This is a genomic window from Agrococcus lahaulensis DSM 17612, from assembly GCF_000425105.1.
GTDB classification, from domain to species: Bacteria; Actinomycetota; Actinomycetes; order Actinomycetales; family Microbacteriaceae; genus Agrococcus; species Agrococcus lahaulensis.
Genome location: NZ_AULD01000005.1, coordinates 44184 through 57929, shown reverse-complemented (window position 1 = coordinate 57929; position 13746 = coordinate 44184). Strand labels below are relative to the sequence as shown.

At 72.4% G+C, this 13746-nt stretch carries 12 protein-coding genes and 1 pseudogene; 9 read left to right on the top strand and 4 right to left on the bottom strand.

What is annotated here, in order from left to right; genetic code table 11:
• Positions 1-12: 12 nt before the first annotated feature.
• Both rplL and H508_RS17735 read left to right on the top strand, forming a co-directional pair.
• A complete protein-coding gene (gene rplL / locus H508_RS0100575; protein ID WP_026372620.1) occupies positions 13-402 on the top strand; it encodes a 50S ribosomal protein L7/L12 in 390 nt (129 codons plus the stop codon).
• 73 nt (positions 403-475) lie between these two features.
• A pseudogene (locus tag H508_RS17735) lies at positions 476-574 on the top strand (hypothetical protein); the annotation flags it as partial.
• A 101-nt stretch (positions 575-675) separates the two neighbouring features.
• Here the strand turns inward: H508_RS17735 and H508_RS17730 are convergent.
• Both H508_RS17730 and H508_RS13670 read right to left on the bottom strand, forming a co-directional pair.
• Complete coding sequence (locus tag H508_RS17730) at positions 676-1152, bottom strand: DUF6226 family protein (protein ID WP_051222435.1); 477 nt, start codon at positions 1150-1152, stop codon at positions 676-678.
• 97 nt (positions 1153-1249) lie between these two features.
• On the bottom strand, positions 1250-1792 hold the full coding sequence (locus H508_RS13670; RefSeq protein ID WP_084154871.1) for an HXXEE domain-containing protein: 543 nt from the start codon (positions 1790-1792) through the stop codon (positions 1250-1252).
• A gap of 93 nt (positions 1793-1885) precedes the next feature.
• On the opposite strand from H508_RS13670, the gene H508_RS0100560 reads away from it, so the two are divergent.
• Complete coding sequence (locus tag H508_RS0100560; protein ID WP_084155044.1) at positions 1886-3730, top strand: ABC transporter ATP-binding protein; 1845 nt, start codon at positions 1886-1888, stop codon at positions 3728-3730.
• Between the two features lie 126 nt (positions 3731-3856).
• Here H508_RS0100560 and H508_RS13665 read toward each other — a convergent pair whose 3' ends face one another.
• Positions 3857-4234, bottom strand: a complete 378-nt coding sequence (locus H508_RS13665) for an MGMT family protein (RefSeq protein WP_035253574.1) — start codon at positions 4232-4234, stop codon at positions 3857-3859.
• Positions 4235-4315: 81 nt separating this feature from the next.
• Here H508_RS13665 and H508_RS13660 point away from each other — a divergent pair, with 81 nt between their 5' ends.
• The 6 genes from H508_RS13660 to H508_RS0100525 all read left to right on the top strand — a co-directional run bounded on the left by H508_RS13660 (position 4316) and on the right by H508_RS0100525 (position 12198).
• A complete protein-coding gene (locus tag H508_RS13660; protein WP_051222430.1) occupies positions 4316-5542 on the top strand; it encodes an ROK family transcriptional regulator in 1227 nt (408 codons plus the stop codon).
• A 75-nt stretch (positions 5543-5617) separates the two neighbouring features.
• On the top strand, positions 5618-7129 hold the full coding sequence (mmsA, locus tag H508_RS0100545; protein ID WP_211220835.1) for a multiple monosaccharide ABC transporter ATP-binding protein: 1512 nt from the start codon (positions 5618-5620) through the stop codon (positions 7127-7129).
• A gap of 36 nt (positions 7130-7165) precedes the next feature.
• Positions 7166-8401, top strand: coding sequence for a multiple monosaccharide ABC transporter permease (gene mmsB / locus H508_RS13655; RefSeq protein WP_425393446.1), 1236 nt, complete (start codon positions 7166-7168; stop codon positions 8399-8401).
• A 33-nt stretch (positions 8402-8434) separates the two neighbouring features.
• Positions 8435-9547 (top strand): substrate-binding domain-containing protein, encoded by a 1113-nt coding sequence (locus tag H508_RS0100535; RefSeq protein ID WP_026372617.1) that lies wholly within the window; start codon positions 8435-8437, stop codon positions 9545-9547.
• A gap of 112 nt (positions 9548-9659) precedes the next feature.
• Positions 9660-11030, top strand: coding sequence for a cystathionine beta-synthase (locus H508_RS0100530; protein ID WP_026372616.1), 1371 nt, complete (start codon positions 9660-9662; stop codon positions 11028-11030).
• Between the two features lies 1 nt (position 11031).
• Positions 11032-12198 (top strand): cystathionine gamma-synthase, encoded by a 1167-nt coding sequence (locus H508_RS0100525; RefSeq protein ID WP_026372615.1) that lies wholly within the window; start codon positions 11032-11034, stop codon positions 12196-12198.
• Positions 12199-12303: 105 nt separating this feature from the next.
• Here the strand turns inward: H508_RS0100525 and H508_RS0100520 are convergent, their stop codons facing one another.
• Complete coding sequence (locus H508_RS0100520; protein WP_026372614.1) at positions 12304-13677, bottom strand: MFS transporter; 1374 nt, start codon at positions 13675-13677, stop codon at positions 12304-12306.
• Between the last annotated feature and the right edge of the window lie 69 nt (positions 13678-13746).

Here is a 13746-nt window from a genome sequence, read left to right as displayed (position 1 = left end):
AAGGAGAAGACGATGGCAAAGCTGTCGACTGAAGAGCTGCTCGAGCAGTTCAAGGAGCTCACCCTCATCGAGCTCAGCGAGTTCGTGAAGGCATTCGAGGAGACCTTCGAGGTCACCGCTGCGGCTCCCGTCGCGGTCGCCGCGGCCCCGGCCGCCGGTGGCGCGGGCGCCGAGGACGAGGTCGAGGAGAAGGACTCCTTCGACGTCGTGCTCGAGGCTGCCGGCTCGGCGAAGATCCAGGTCATCAAGGTCGTCCGTGCGCTCACGTCGCTCGGCCTCGGCGAGGCCAAGGCGCTCGTCGACGGCGCTCCCTCGAACGTGCTCGAGGGCGCGAAGAAGGAGGACGCCGAGAAGGCGAAGGCCGACCTCGAGGAGGCCGGCGCGACGGTGACGCTCAAGTAGCGTTCCCCGCTCCAGCACGAAGGGCCGCATCCGCAAGGGTGCGGCCCTTCGTCGTGCGTGGGATGCTCGCGGCGTGGACGTCGACGAGCCGATCGCGCAGCTGCTTGGCGTCGGGCGGGTCGCCGCCCGTGCGCTCGCGGAGCACGGCATTACGACGCTCGGGCAGGCCGCCGCGCTGACCGAGGCGGAGCTGCTCGCGCTGCACGGCGTCGGCCCGAAGGCGGTGCGACGCGCTCGAGACGAGAGGGATGCGGTTGCGCGCGTAGGCGGGAGTCAGCGCGCCCTGGGTGGCCAGTCCGCGACCGCCCGCAGCACGGCGTCGGCGAACGACTCGGCCGCCGCGACGACGTCCTCGTCGCACGCGTCGCATCCGCATACGGGCGCCGCCTCGGGCACATCGCGACCGATCTCGGCAGTGACGCCTGGGAAGTCGGTCCACGCGAGCCGGATGGCCGCGAGCCGGGGAGCGCCTTCGGCGCCCGCCTCCGCGCGGAGGCTGAGCGCGCGCAGCTCGCCGCGCTCGAGCGGGCTCTGCCCGACGCTGCACGCGCGCGTCGCCAGCACGTGCGCGAGGAGCGCGTCGGCGACGCCGTGCAGCGGCGCGTAGCGCTCGGTGTGCGAGGCGACGCCGTAGGCATCCTCCGGCGGCATCCCGTTCCATCGCGAGCCGAAGGCGATCGGCGCGCCGTCGGCACCGCAGATGTCCACGCGCTCCAGCGGCGGCATCCAGAAGGTCTCGTCGACGCCCATGGATGGAGAGCATGGCACATCGGGGAGCGAGACCGATCGGGCTGAGCGGTCCGTCAGCACGAACGCGGGCGCACATGCCCGCTCCGGACGATCGAGCTCACGGTCGCGGCCGCCGAGTGGGCAGCCGCGGTCCCCGGTCGCCGGACGTCCAGCGGCGCGCGACGACGTGTGCGAGCGGCACCCACGCGCCGAGCGCGACCGCGATGCCGGTGGCGGCGGGGCGCAGCGGCACCCGCCGGCGCAGCAGCTCGCCCGCGGCGGCGATCGAGAAGCCGGCCACGAGCACCGGCGCCGTCGCGACGCCCGGCGTGTAGCCCCGCCAGGCGATCGACGAGCCGACGTGCGTGATCGCGTGGAGCCCGTAGCCGAGGAGCGCGCCCTGGTAGAGCGCGCTGCGGCCGGCCGTGCGCGCGCCCTCCGCGGCCGCGATCGCGAACGGCACGCACACGAGGCCGATCGCGGTCCACACCTCCGCGCGCGAGCGCCGCACGAGCCTGCCGACCGCCGCGAGCCCGCGGCGATCGAGCGCCTCGGCGGTGCGCGCGGTCCATCCGGGCATCGTCACGCCCTCCTCGAGGTCGTGGAGCGACCACGCGCCCAGCAGTCCCCACGTCGCCCAGCGGGCTGGCACATCCGTCATGCTCCGGAGCGTGGACCGTCGAGGTGTCGCGCACCTGGGAGCCGCCGAGCCGTGGCCGTCGGCACGCGCCGATAGCGTGAGCCCATGACCATGATGCGGGGCGGCGGCGGCCGCGTGGCGATGCGCGACGAGGCCGCCCAGCGCGCCGCGAACGCGAGCGCGCCGCGTGTGCCGAACCTCGGCCGACGCATCCTCGCCCTCTTCGCACCCCACCGCGCGCAGATCGTGCTCACGATCGCGCTCGTGCTCATCGTCGCGGCGATCGCCGTCTTCCCGCCGCTCCTGACGCAGCGGGTCTTCGACGAGGCGCTGTTCCCCGTCGACGGCTCGGGTCCCGACCTGCAGCTGCTCTGGGTGCTCGTCGGCATCATGGTCGCGCTGTGGGTCTCGTCGAGCCTGCTCGGCATCTGGCAGACGCTCATCACGTCGAAGGTCGGCAACCGCGTGATGGGGCAGCTGCGGGTGTCGCTGTTCGAGAAGCTGCAGAGCATGGAGCTCGCGTTCTTCACGCGCACGAAGACCGGCGTCATCCAGTCGAGGCTGCAGAACGACGTCGGCGGCGTCGCGAGCGTGCTCTCGAACACCGTCTCGTCGGTCGTCGGGAACACCGTCACCGTCATCGCGAGCCTCGTGACGATGCTCATCCTGTCGTGGCAGCTGACGGTCATGGCGGTGCTGCTCACGCCGGTGCTCGTGCTGCTGCAGCGCCGCGTCGGGCAGGTGCGCGCGCGCATCGCGACCCGGACGCAGGAGTCGCTGAGCGAGATGACCGCCATCACGCAGGAGGCGCTCTCGGTCTCGGGCATCCTGCTCGCGAAGGCGTTCGGCCGCCAGCGCGACGAGTCCCGGCGCTACCAGGACGAGAACGACCGGCAGGTCGGCCTGCAGGTGCGGCTCACGATGAGCGGCCAGACGTTCTTCGCGCTCGTGTCGATCTTCATCTCGGTGCTGCCCGCGGTCGTCTACGTGCTCGCCGGCTACCTCATCGTCGGCGGCGACACCGGCATCACCGCCGGCACGCTCGTCGCCTTCACGACCGTGCAGTCGCGCCTGCTCATGCCGCTCATGGGCCTGCTCCGCGTCGGCCTCGACTTGCAGACCTCCGGCGCGCTCTTCGCCCGCATCTTCGAGTACCTCGACCTGCAGCCGGCGATCACGCCGCCCGCGACGCCGAAGCCCATCGAGCCGGCGCGGCTCGGCGAGGTCGAGTTCGACGACGTGCGCTTCCGCTACCCCGACGCGAAGGCCGACGAGCCCAACACGCTCGACGGCATCTCGTTCACGCTCGAGCCCGGCACGTTCGCCGCGTTCGTCGGCCCCTCCGGCGCGGGCAAGACGACGATCGGCTACCTGCTGCCGCGGCTGCACGAGGTCACCGGGGGAGCGGTGCGCTTCGCCGGCACCGACGTGCGCGAGATCGACCCGGCGGTGCTCACCGACAACATCGGCATCGTGAGCCAGGAGCCCTACCTCTTCCACGCATCCATCGCCGAGAACCTCCGCTACGCCAAGCCCGACGCGACCGAGGAGGAGCTCGACGTCGCGACGCGCGCCGCCAGCATCTACGAGACGATCCATCGCTTCCCCGACGGCTACGACACGATCGTCGGCGAGCGCGGCTACCGGCTCTCGGGCGGCGAGAAGCAGCGCATCGCGATCGCGCGCGTGCTGCTCAAGGACCCGGCGGTGCTCGTGCTCGACGAGGCGACGAGCGCGCTCGACACCGTCTCGGAGCGGGTCGTGCAAGCGGCGCTCGACGAGGCGGCGCGCGGCCGCACGACGCTCGCGATCGCGCACCGGCTCTCGACCATCCGGCACGCCGACGTCATCTTCGTCATCGATCGCGGCCGCATCGTCGAGCGCGGCACGCACGAGGCGTTGCTCGAGGCGGGCGGCACCTACGCGACGCTCTTCGCGCAGCAGTCGACGCACGCGTAGCATCCGTCGCTGACGCCGCGCGCGACGGGTGCGGACCTGCGCGCGGGGTGGCGGCATTCCCGCACCCCCGAGGCGGGAGCGCACCCGCTGATGCGGGGCGGCCGGCGGGCGCGTCAGTCGGGTGCGTCAGGCGGATGCGTCGAGGCCGACCGCGTCGGGGTCCGGGAGGTCGGCGACCGCCTCCCGCCATCGCCGCTCGAGCTCCTCCATGTCGGCGGCGTAGTCGGCGTAGCGGCAGCCGAGCCCGTTGGGCTTCAGCTCGATGCCCTCCTCCGCCCAGATCGGCCGCGCCGCGTCGTGGTGGTCGCCGCCGATGTCGCCCGCGTGCGACGTGATGCGCCACCACGGCACCCCGGAGCCGTAGTGGCGCATGATCGAGCCGACCTGCCGCGGCCCGATGCCGCAGATCGCGGCGATCGCGCCGTACGAGGCGACGCGGCCCGGCGGCACGAGCTCGACGCACCGCAGCACGCGCTCGATGATGAGCTCCCGGCGGGCGTCCATGCGGCCATCCTGCCGCACCGCGTCCACGTCCTCTTGCGTTCATTCCTTGACAGCAACCGGGGGGCTGGACACGATGGCCGCATGGCGAAGCGAGCCCGTCCCGGCTCACAGGGGGCGCTCCGGGCCGCGAACGAGGCGCGGCTCGTGCAAGCGCTCCGCGGCGCGCCCGCGACGCAGTCCGAGCTCGCCGAGCGCACCGGGCTCGCAAACGCGACCGTCTCGAACATCGTCCGCGACCTGCGCGAGCGCGGCGCCGTCTCGACCTCGCCGACGGTGCGCCTCGGGCGGCGAGCGAGCCTCGTGACGCTCGAGCGATCGGGCGGACCGACGGTCGTCGGCGTCGACTTCGGCCGGCAGCACGTGCGGATCGCGATCGCCGTCGACCACCCCGGCGAGCTCGTCGAGGACGAGATCCCGCTCTCGCCCGGCCACCGGGCAGAGGAGAGCATCGCCGCCGCGGTGGCCCGGCTCGACGAGCTGCTCGCAGCCTCGGGCGTGCGTCGCGACGACGTCGCGGCGATCTGCGCGGGCGTGCCGGGGCCGATCGACTCCCGCACGGGCACGGTGCTCGGCCAGACGATCCTGCCCGAGTGGGAGGGCGTCGCGGCGAGCGACGTCGCCGAGGCCTTCGGGATGCCTGTCGAGCTCGTCAACGACGCGGATCTCGGCGCGATCGCCGAGCGCGCGTTCGGCCCGCACGGTCAGGTCGACGACCTCGTCTTCGTCAAGGTCGGCACCGGCATCGGCGCGGGCCTCGTGCTCGGAGGGCGCCTGCACCGCAGCGCGAGCGGCATCGCGGGCGAGCTCGGCCACGTGCAGGTCGAGCCGAACGGCGCGCTGTGCGTGTGCGGCAACCGCGGCTGCCTCGAGACGCTCGCCTCGGCCCGGGCGATGGCGCAATCGCTCTCGACCGCCCTCGGCACCCCCATCACGACCGCCGACATCGTGCGGCGCGCGCTCGACGGCGACCCGGCCACCCGCCGCGTCATCGACGACGCGGGCGTGGCGATCGGGCGGGCGGTCGCGACGGCGGCGAGCCTGCTCGCGCCCTCGCTCGTCGTGGTCGGCGGCCCGATCGCGGAGGTCGGCGACCTGCTGCTCGCCCCGGTGCGCGAGGGCTTCCGCCGCTTCGCGCTGCACCCGCTCACGACCACGACCCGCATCGAGCGCACGACGCTCGGCCGGCGAGCGGAAGCGCTCGGCGCGGTGACCCTCGCGGGGCGCAGCGCGGTCGAGGATACGTTCATCGCTCGACCGCGAGAGGCGCGGATGCGTTCAATGCTTGACGCCAACGAGGTGCGCGCGTAGGTTGAGCGGCGATCCCGCCGAGGGCGGCGGGATCGGCGGAAGGAGCCGACGGTGGCGGACCCGGTGATCCTGGAGATGCGGGGCATCACGAAGGAGTTCCCCGGCGTCCGTGCGCTCGAGGACGTGAGCATCGAGGTGCGCCGGGGACGCATCCACGCCATCTGCGGCGAGAACGGCGCCGGCAAGTCGACCCTCATGAAGGTGCTCTCGGGCGTCTACCCCCACGGCACCTTCGACGGCGAGATCGTCTACCAGGGCGAGCCGGTCGCCTTCGGACGCATCAACGACTCCGAGCGCGCGGGCATCGTCATCATCCACCAGGAGCTCGCGCTCGTGCCCGAGCTGTCGATCGCCGAGAACATCTTCCTCGGCAACGAGCCGCGCAAGGGCATCGCGATCGACTGGGACGCCGTGCACGTCCGCGCCGCCGAGCTGCTCGCGCGCGTCGGCCTCGACGAGGATCCCGAGACGCCCATCAAGCACATCGGCGTCGGCAAGCAGCAGCTCGTCGAGATCGCGAAGGCGCTCGAGAAGGACGTCAAGCTGCTCATCCTCGACGAGCCGACCGCCGCGCTCAACGAGGCCGACTCGCAGCACCTGCTCGACCTCATCGTGGGGCTCAAGGGCAAGGGCGTGACCTCGATCATGATTTCCCACAAGCTGGGCGAGATCGAGCAGGTCGCCGACGCGATCACGATCATCCGCGACGGTCGGGTCGTCGAGACGCTCGACATCGAGCACGGCGCGGTCGACGAGGACCGCATCATCCGCGGCATGGTGGGGCGCACGCTCGGGCACCGCTTCCCCGAGCGGTCGGGCACGGCAGGCGACGTCTTCTTCGAGGTGCGCGACTGGACGGTGCAGCATCCGCTCTCCGCCGAGCGGCTCGTGGCGAAGGGATCGAGCTTCACGGTGCGGCGCGGCGAGATCGTCGGCTTCGCGGGCCTCATGGGCGCCGGCCGCACGGAGCTCGCGATGAGCCTCTTCGGTCGCCAGTACGGCACGTGGCTCGGCGGCACGATCGTCAAGGACGGGCAGGAGATCCGCGTGCGCTCGGTGCCCGAGGCGATCGAGCACGGCATCGCCTACGTGAGCGAGGATCGGAAGGCGCTCGGGCTCAACCTGCTCGACACCATCAAGCGCTCGGTCGTCTCGGCGAAGCTCGACAAGGTCTCGACCGCCGGCGTCGTCGACCCGATCCGCGAGCTGCACGCCGCGGAGGAGTACCTCCGGGCGCTGCGCATCAAGGCGCCCGACGTCGAGCAGGGCGTCGACACGCTCTCGGGCGGCAACCAGCAGAAGGTCGTGCTGTCGAAGTGGATGTTCACCGACCCCGACCTGCTCATCCTCGACGAGCCGACTCGCGGCATCGACGTGGGCGCGAAGAGCGAGATCTACCAGATCATCCGCCAGCTCGCCGACCAGGGGAAGGGCGTGATCCTCATCTCCTCCGAGCTGCCCGAGCTGCTCGGGCTCGCCGACCGGATCTACACCATCTTCGAGGGCCGGATCACGGGCGAGCTGCCCGCGGCGGAAGCCGACCAGGAGATGCTCATGCGCCGCATGGCGCCGACGAAGGGTGACTGACGGATGAGCGATGGCGCGATGCCGCGGCGCGGGTTCCTGGCCGAGGCGAGCATGCTGTTCGGCAAGAAGGGATCGCTGAAGGAGTTCGGCATCCTGGGCGCGCTCATCGTGATCGTGCTCGCGTTCCAGATCGCGACGAACGGCACGACGCTCTCCTCGGGCAACGTCATCAACCTCGTGCAGTCGCAGTCGTACATCCTCATCCTCGCGATCGGCATGGTGATGGTGATCATCGCCGGCCACATCGACCTCTCGGTCGGCTCCGTCGCGGCGTTCGTGAGCGTCGTCGTCGCGATCTCGATGACGGATTGGGGCATCCCGTGGTGGTCGAGCATCCTGCTCGGCCTGGGCCTCGGGCTCGCGATCGGCGCGTGGCAGGGCTTCTGGGTCGCGTTCGTCGGCGTGCCCGCCTTCATCGTCACGCTCGCGGGCATGCTCATGTTCCGCGGGCTCAACCAGCTCGTCGGGCAGTCGCGCGGCATCGGCGTCGACTCCGAGTTCGTCGCGCTGCTCGCGGGCTACCTGCCCGAGATCGGCCCGGACACCGGCTACAACAATCCCACGCTGCTGCTCGGCCTCATCGCGATCGTCGCGGTCGTCGTCGTGGAGCTGCGCCGGCGCGCTCGCCGGCAGAGCGTGGGCGCCGAGGTCGCGCCCATGTGGGTGCTCATCACCCGGCTCGTGCTCGTCGCGGGCGTCATCGTCGCGGCGACGCTGCTGTTCGCGAGCGGTCGTCCCGGCACGAGCTTCCCGCACTCGGGCATCCTGCTCGCGATCTTCGTGCTCGCCTACGGCTTCCTCACGCAGCGCACGACCCTCGGCCGTCACATCTACGCGGTCGGCGGCAACCGCCGCGCGGCCGAGCTCTCGGGCGTGCGCACGCGCTGGGTCGACTTCTTCGTGATGGCGAACATGTCGGTGCTCGCGGCGGTCGCGGGCATGCTGTGGATCGCCAGGTCGCAAGCGGCCGGCCCCGCCGACGGCACGGGCTGGGAGCTCGACGCGATCGCCGCGGTCTTCATCGGCGGCGCCGCGGTCGCGGGCGGCATCGGCACCGTCGCCGGGAGCATCATCGGTGGCCTCGTCATGGCGGTGCTCTCGAACGGCCTCTTCGCCATCGGCACAGGATCCGACTGGATCCAGGTCATCAAGGGCCTCGTGCTCCTCATCGCCGTCGCGATCGACGTGCTCAACAAGCGCCAGGGGCGCTTCTCGATCATCGGCCTGCTGCAGCGTGGCATGCGCGGCACCCGCGCGGCCGATCCCGCCTGACCGACCCGACCCATCCGCACTGAAGGAGCAATCATGAGGAAGACCACCACGGTGGCGCTGGTCGGCATCGTCGCCGTCAGCGTCGCGCTGACCGGCTGCGGCCGCGGCGACACGTCGGGCGGCAGCAGCGCCGATCCGAGCGAGGGCGCGGCGGCCGAGGGCTTCGCCGCCGACGCGACGATCGGCGTCGCGCTGCCCGACCGCACGAGCGAGAACTGGGTGCTCGCGGGCGACCTGTTCACCAACGGCCTCGACGAGGCGGGCTTCGAGGGCAACGTGCAGTACGCGGGCTCGTCGAACTCCGTCGGCGACCAGCAGCAGCAGATCCAGACGATGATCGACGGCGGCGCCGAGGTGATCGTGATCGGCGCGGCCGACACGAACCAGCTCGCGACGCAGCTGCAGGCGGCCGACGCGGCCGGCATCACCGTCATCGCGTACGACCGGCTCATCCAGAACAGCGAGCTCGTCGACTACTACGTCGCGTTCGACAACTTCCACGTCGGCGAGCTGCAGGCCGAGTCGCTGCTGCAGGGCCTCGAGGAGCGCTACGGCGACCAGGAGTCGTGGAACATCGAGCTCTTCTCGGGCTCGCCCGACGACTCGAACTCGGCCGTCTTCTTCGAGGGCGCGATGAGCGTGCTGCAGCCGCGCATCGACGACGGCACGCTCACGGTCGTCTCGGGCCAGTCGACGGTGCAGCAGACCTCGACCGAGGACTGGGCGGCGGAGAACGCGCAGAACCGCATGGACACGATCCTGCAGAGCTCCTACCAGGGGCAGGAGCTGCACGGCGTGCTCTCGCCGAACGACAACCTCGCGCGCGCGATCCTCACCTCGGTGCAGAACGACGGCCGCGAGGTGCCGGTCGTGACCGGCCAGGACTCGGAGGTCGAGTCGGTGCGGGCGATCGTCGCCGGCACGCAGTACTCCACCATCTACAAGGACACCCGCGCGCTCGTCGCCGCGACGATCGAGATGGTGCAGGCGCTCCAAGCCGGCGAGGAGCCCGAGACGACGGCGACGTCGGACAACGGCGCGATCGAGGTGCCGTCGAACCTGCTCGAGCCCGTGATCGTCACGCAGGAGAACGCGGCCGAGGCCTACGCCGACAACCCAGATCTCGCTCCGCTCACCGAAGGCTGAGCGACCGCGGCGGGCGGCTCCCTCACGGGGCCGCCCGCCGTGCTGCGCCCGGGCGGAGGGCGTGCCGTCGACGCCCTGCTCGCTAGGCTGGAGCGCTGACCTGGAGGAGCACATGCACTACGCCGAGTCCGTCCTCGAGACGATCGGGAACACGCCGCTCGTGCGCCTGTCGCGGGTCACCGAGGGCATCGAGGCGACCGTGCTCGCGAAGGTCGAGTTCCTCAACCCCGGCGGATCGGTCAAGGACCGCATCGCGCAGGCGATGATCGAGGACGCCGAGGCGAAGGGCCTGCTGCGCCCCGGCGGCACGATCGTCGAGCCGACGAGCGGCAACACCGGCGTCGGCCTCGCGCTCGTCGCCCAGCAGAAGGGCTACCGCTGCGTCTTCGTGTGCCCCGACAAGGTCGCCGAGGACAAGCGCGCGACGCTGCGCGCCTACGGCGCCGAGGTCGTCGTGACCCCGACCTCCGTCGCGCCCGACAGCCCCGAGTCGTACTACGGCGTCGCGAACCGGCTGACCGACGAGATCGAGGGCGCGTTCCAGCCCAACCAGTTCTTCAACCCCGCGGCGCCGGCCGCGCACGAGGCCTCCACGGGCCCCGAGATCTGGCGCGACACCGATGGCCGCGTCACGCACTTCGTCGCGGGCGTCGGCACGGGCGGCACCATCACCGGCTCGGCCCGGTTCCTGAAGCGCGCCTCCGAGGGCGCAGTCCGCATCGTCGGCGCCGACCCCGAGGGCTCGATCTACTCCGGCGGCACCGGGCGGCCGTACCTCGTCGAGGGCGTCGGCGAAGACATGTGGCCCGGCAACTACGACCCGAGCGTCGTCGACGAGGTGATCGCGATCGGCGATGCCGAGGCGTTCGCGATGACGCGCCGCCTCGCCCGCGAGGAGGGCCTGCTCGCCGGCGGCTCGAGCGGCATGGCGGTCGCGGCGGCGCTGCGCGTCGCTCGCGGGCTGCCCGCCGACGCGGTCGTCGTCGTGCTGCTGCCCGACTCGGGCCGCGGCTACCTGCAGAAGCTGTACTCCGACTCGTGGATGCGGTCCCACGGCTTCGCGGACGCGGACGGCGGGCCGACGGTGCGCGACGTGCTCGCGAGCACCGGCGCCGAGCCCTCGGCCCTCCCGCACGTGCGCCCCGGCGACACCGTGCTCGACGCGATCGAGCGGATGCGCTCACTCGGCGTGCACCAGCTGCCCGTGCTCACCGCCGAGCCGCCCGTCGTGCTCGGCGAGGTCGCGGGCTCGGTCGACGAGCGCGCGCTGCTCGACGCGGTCGTCGCCGAGCGCGCGAGCCTCGCCGACCCCGTCGCTCAGCACCTCGGCCCGCGGTTGCCGCAGATCGGCATCACCGAATCGGTGGATGCGCTCCGGGCGGCCCTGCAGCGCGCCGACGCCCTCCTCGTGCTCGACGCCGCGAAGCCCGCCGGCGTCGTCACTCGCACCGACCTGCTCGCCCACCTCGCGAAGGACGCCTGACATGACCGACCGCAGCCACGCATCCCACGGCTTCTCGACCCGCGCCATCCACGACGGGCAGCCCTTCGACCCGCGCACCGGCGCCGTCATCCCGCCGATCTTCATGACCTCGACGTTCGTGCAGGACGGCGTGGGCGGGTTCCGCGACGGCTACGAGTACTCGCGCGGCGGCAACCCCTCGCGCGACGCGCTGCAGCAGCAGCTCGCGAGCCTCGAGGGCGGCACGCGCGCCTTCGCGTTCGGCTCGGGCCTCGCCGCCGAGGACGCGATCCTGCGCGCGGTGCTGCAGCCGGGCGACCACGTGCTCATGGGCAACGACGTCTACGGCGGCACGCACCGGCTCGTCTCGCAGATCCACTCCGGCTGGGGCGTCGAGATCTCGACCGCTGACGCATCCGACCTCGACGCCGTGCGCGCGGGGCTGCGGCCCAACACGAAGATCCTGTGGGTCGAGACGCCCTCGAACCCGCTCATGAAGGTCGCCGACATCGCGGGGCTCGCCGAGCTCGGCCACGCGGCCGGGGCGATCGTCGTCGCCGACAACACCTTCGCGACGCCCTACCTGCAGCAGCCGCTCGGGCTCGGTGCCGACGTCGTCGTGCACTCGACGACGAAGTACATCGGCGGGCACTCCGACCTCGTGGGCGGCGCGGTCGTGACGGCGGATGCGTCGCTCGCCGAGCGCATCGGCTTCCAGCAGTTCGCGGTGGGCGCCGTCAACAGCCCGTTCGACGCGTGGCTCACGAGCCGCTCGCTCAAGACGCTCGCCGTGCGAGTCGAGCGGCACTGCCAGAACGCGCAGGTCGTCGCCGAGTCGCTCGTCGGGCACGCGGCCGTCACCGCGGTGCACTACCCGGGACTGCCTGACCACCCGCAGCACGAGCTCGCGGCGCGGCAGATGCGCGGCTTCGGCGGCATGGTGTCGCTGCAGCTCGCGGGCGGGAAGGCCGCGGCGCTCGAGCTCGTGCGGCACACCGAGGTGTTCCAGCTCGCGGAGTCGCTCGGCGGCATCGAGTCGCTCGTCTGCTACCCCTCGGAGATGACCCACGCGTCCGTCAAGGGCACCGAGCTCGCCGTGCCGGAGGACCTGCTGCGGCTCTCGGTCGGGCTCGAGGACGCCGACGACCTCGTCGCCGACCTGCGGCAGGCGCTCGCGAAGCTGGCGTAGCGGGGAGGCGTGCGCTCCGTGCGACGGTGACCGGGGCCCGGGACGGGCCCCGGCGCTGGCGTCGCGCGGAGGCCCGAAAGGGCCTCCGCAATCAGCTCCAGCGCGCTACTCGAGCGCGGCGCCGCGCCGCTCGGGGAGCGTCCACGCCGCGATCGCCGCGATCGCGAAGGCCGCCGCGAACACCGCGAAGAGCAGCAGCGGCCCGCCGAGGCCGAGCAGCGGCGGCACCGCGAGCGGCGCGATGATCGAGGCGATGCGCCCGAAGCCCGCCGCGGCGCCCGTGCCCGTGCCGCGCACGTCCGTCGGGTAGAGCTCTGGCCCGATCGCGTAGAGCGCGCCCCACGCCCCGAGGTTGCAGAACGAGAGGGCGCAGCCGGCCGCGATGATCGCGCCCTCCGTCGACGCGGTGCCGAACCACGCCGCGGCGAGCGCCGAGCCGGCGAGGAACGCGGTGAGCGTCGGCCGCCGGCCCCAGCGCTCGATGAGGAACGCCGCTGTCGCGTAGCCGGGCAGCTGCGCGAGCGTGATGATGAGCGTGAACCCGAACGAGCGCACGAGCGGGAACCCGGCCTCGACGAGCAGCGACGGGATCCAGATGAACGCGCCGTAGTACGAGAAGTTGATGCAGAACCACACCGCCCACAGCGCGATCGAGCGGCGGCGGAGCGCGGGCGACCAGATCGAGACGCGATCGGCGTCGGCGACCGTGCCCGACGCATCCGGGGCCGACGACGCATCCCGTGCCGACGCATCCGTCGCCCCGTCCCGCACGGGAGCGGCGAAGCCTGCCGAGCGCTCGAAGCGCCGCACCGTGCGCTCGGCCTCGGGGATGCGCCCCCTCGCCTCGAGGTAGTGCACCGACTCAGGCATCCCCCAGCGCACGACGATCGAGAAGATGGCCGGCGCCATGCCGATCGCGAGCCCCCAGCGCCAGCCGTCGTCGGAGGCGCCGACGACGAAGGTGCCGATGACCGCGGCGGCGATCCAGCCGAGCGCCCAGAACGCCTCGAGCCAGACGACGACGCGGCCGCGGATGCGCTTGGGCGCGAACTCGCTGATGAGCGTCGAGGCGACGGGCAGCTCGGCGCCGAGGCCCAGCCCGACGACGAAGCGCAGCGCGAGCAGGGCCGCGAGCGAGCCGACGAGCGCCGAGGCGCCGGTCGCGAGGCCGTAGACGAGCAGCGTGAGGGCGAAGACGCTGCGGCGTCCGATGCGATCGGCGAGCAGGCCGCCGACCGTCGCCCCGATCGCCATGCCGACGAAGCCGATCGACGCGATCCAGCTCGACTCGGTCGCCGTGAGGCTCCACTGCTGGGCGAGCGCCGCGATGACGAACGAGATGAGGCCGACGTCCATCGCGTCGAGCGCCCAGCCGATGCCGCTCGTGCCGAGCAGGCGGCCGTGGGCCCGGGAGAACGGCAGGCGGTCGAGCCGCTCGGAGCGGCTGAGGCCTTCGGCGGTCGGGAGGGGCACGGGGATCGCTCTCGTCTGCGGCGCACGGTCGCCGTTCGGCCACCACGATAGTGCGCGGTCGGAGCGCGCGCGGCT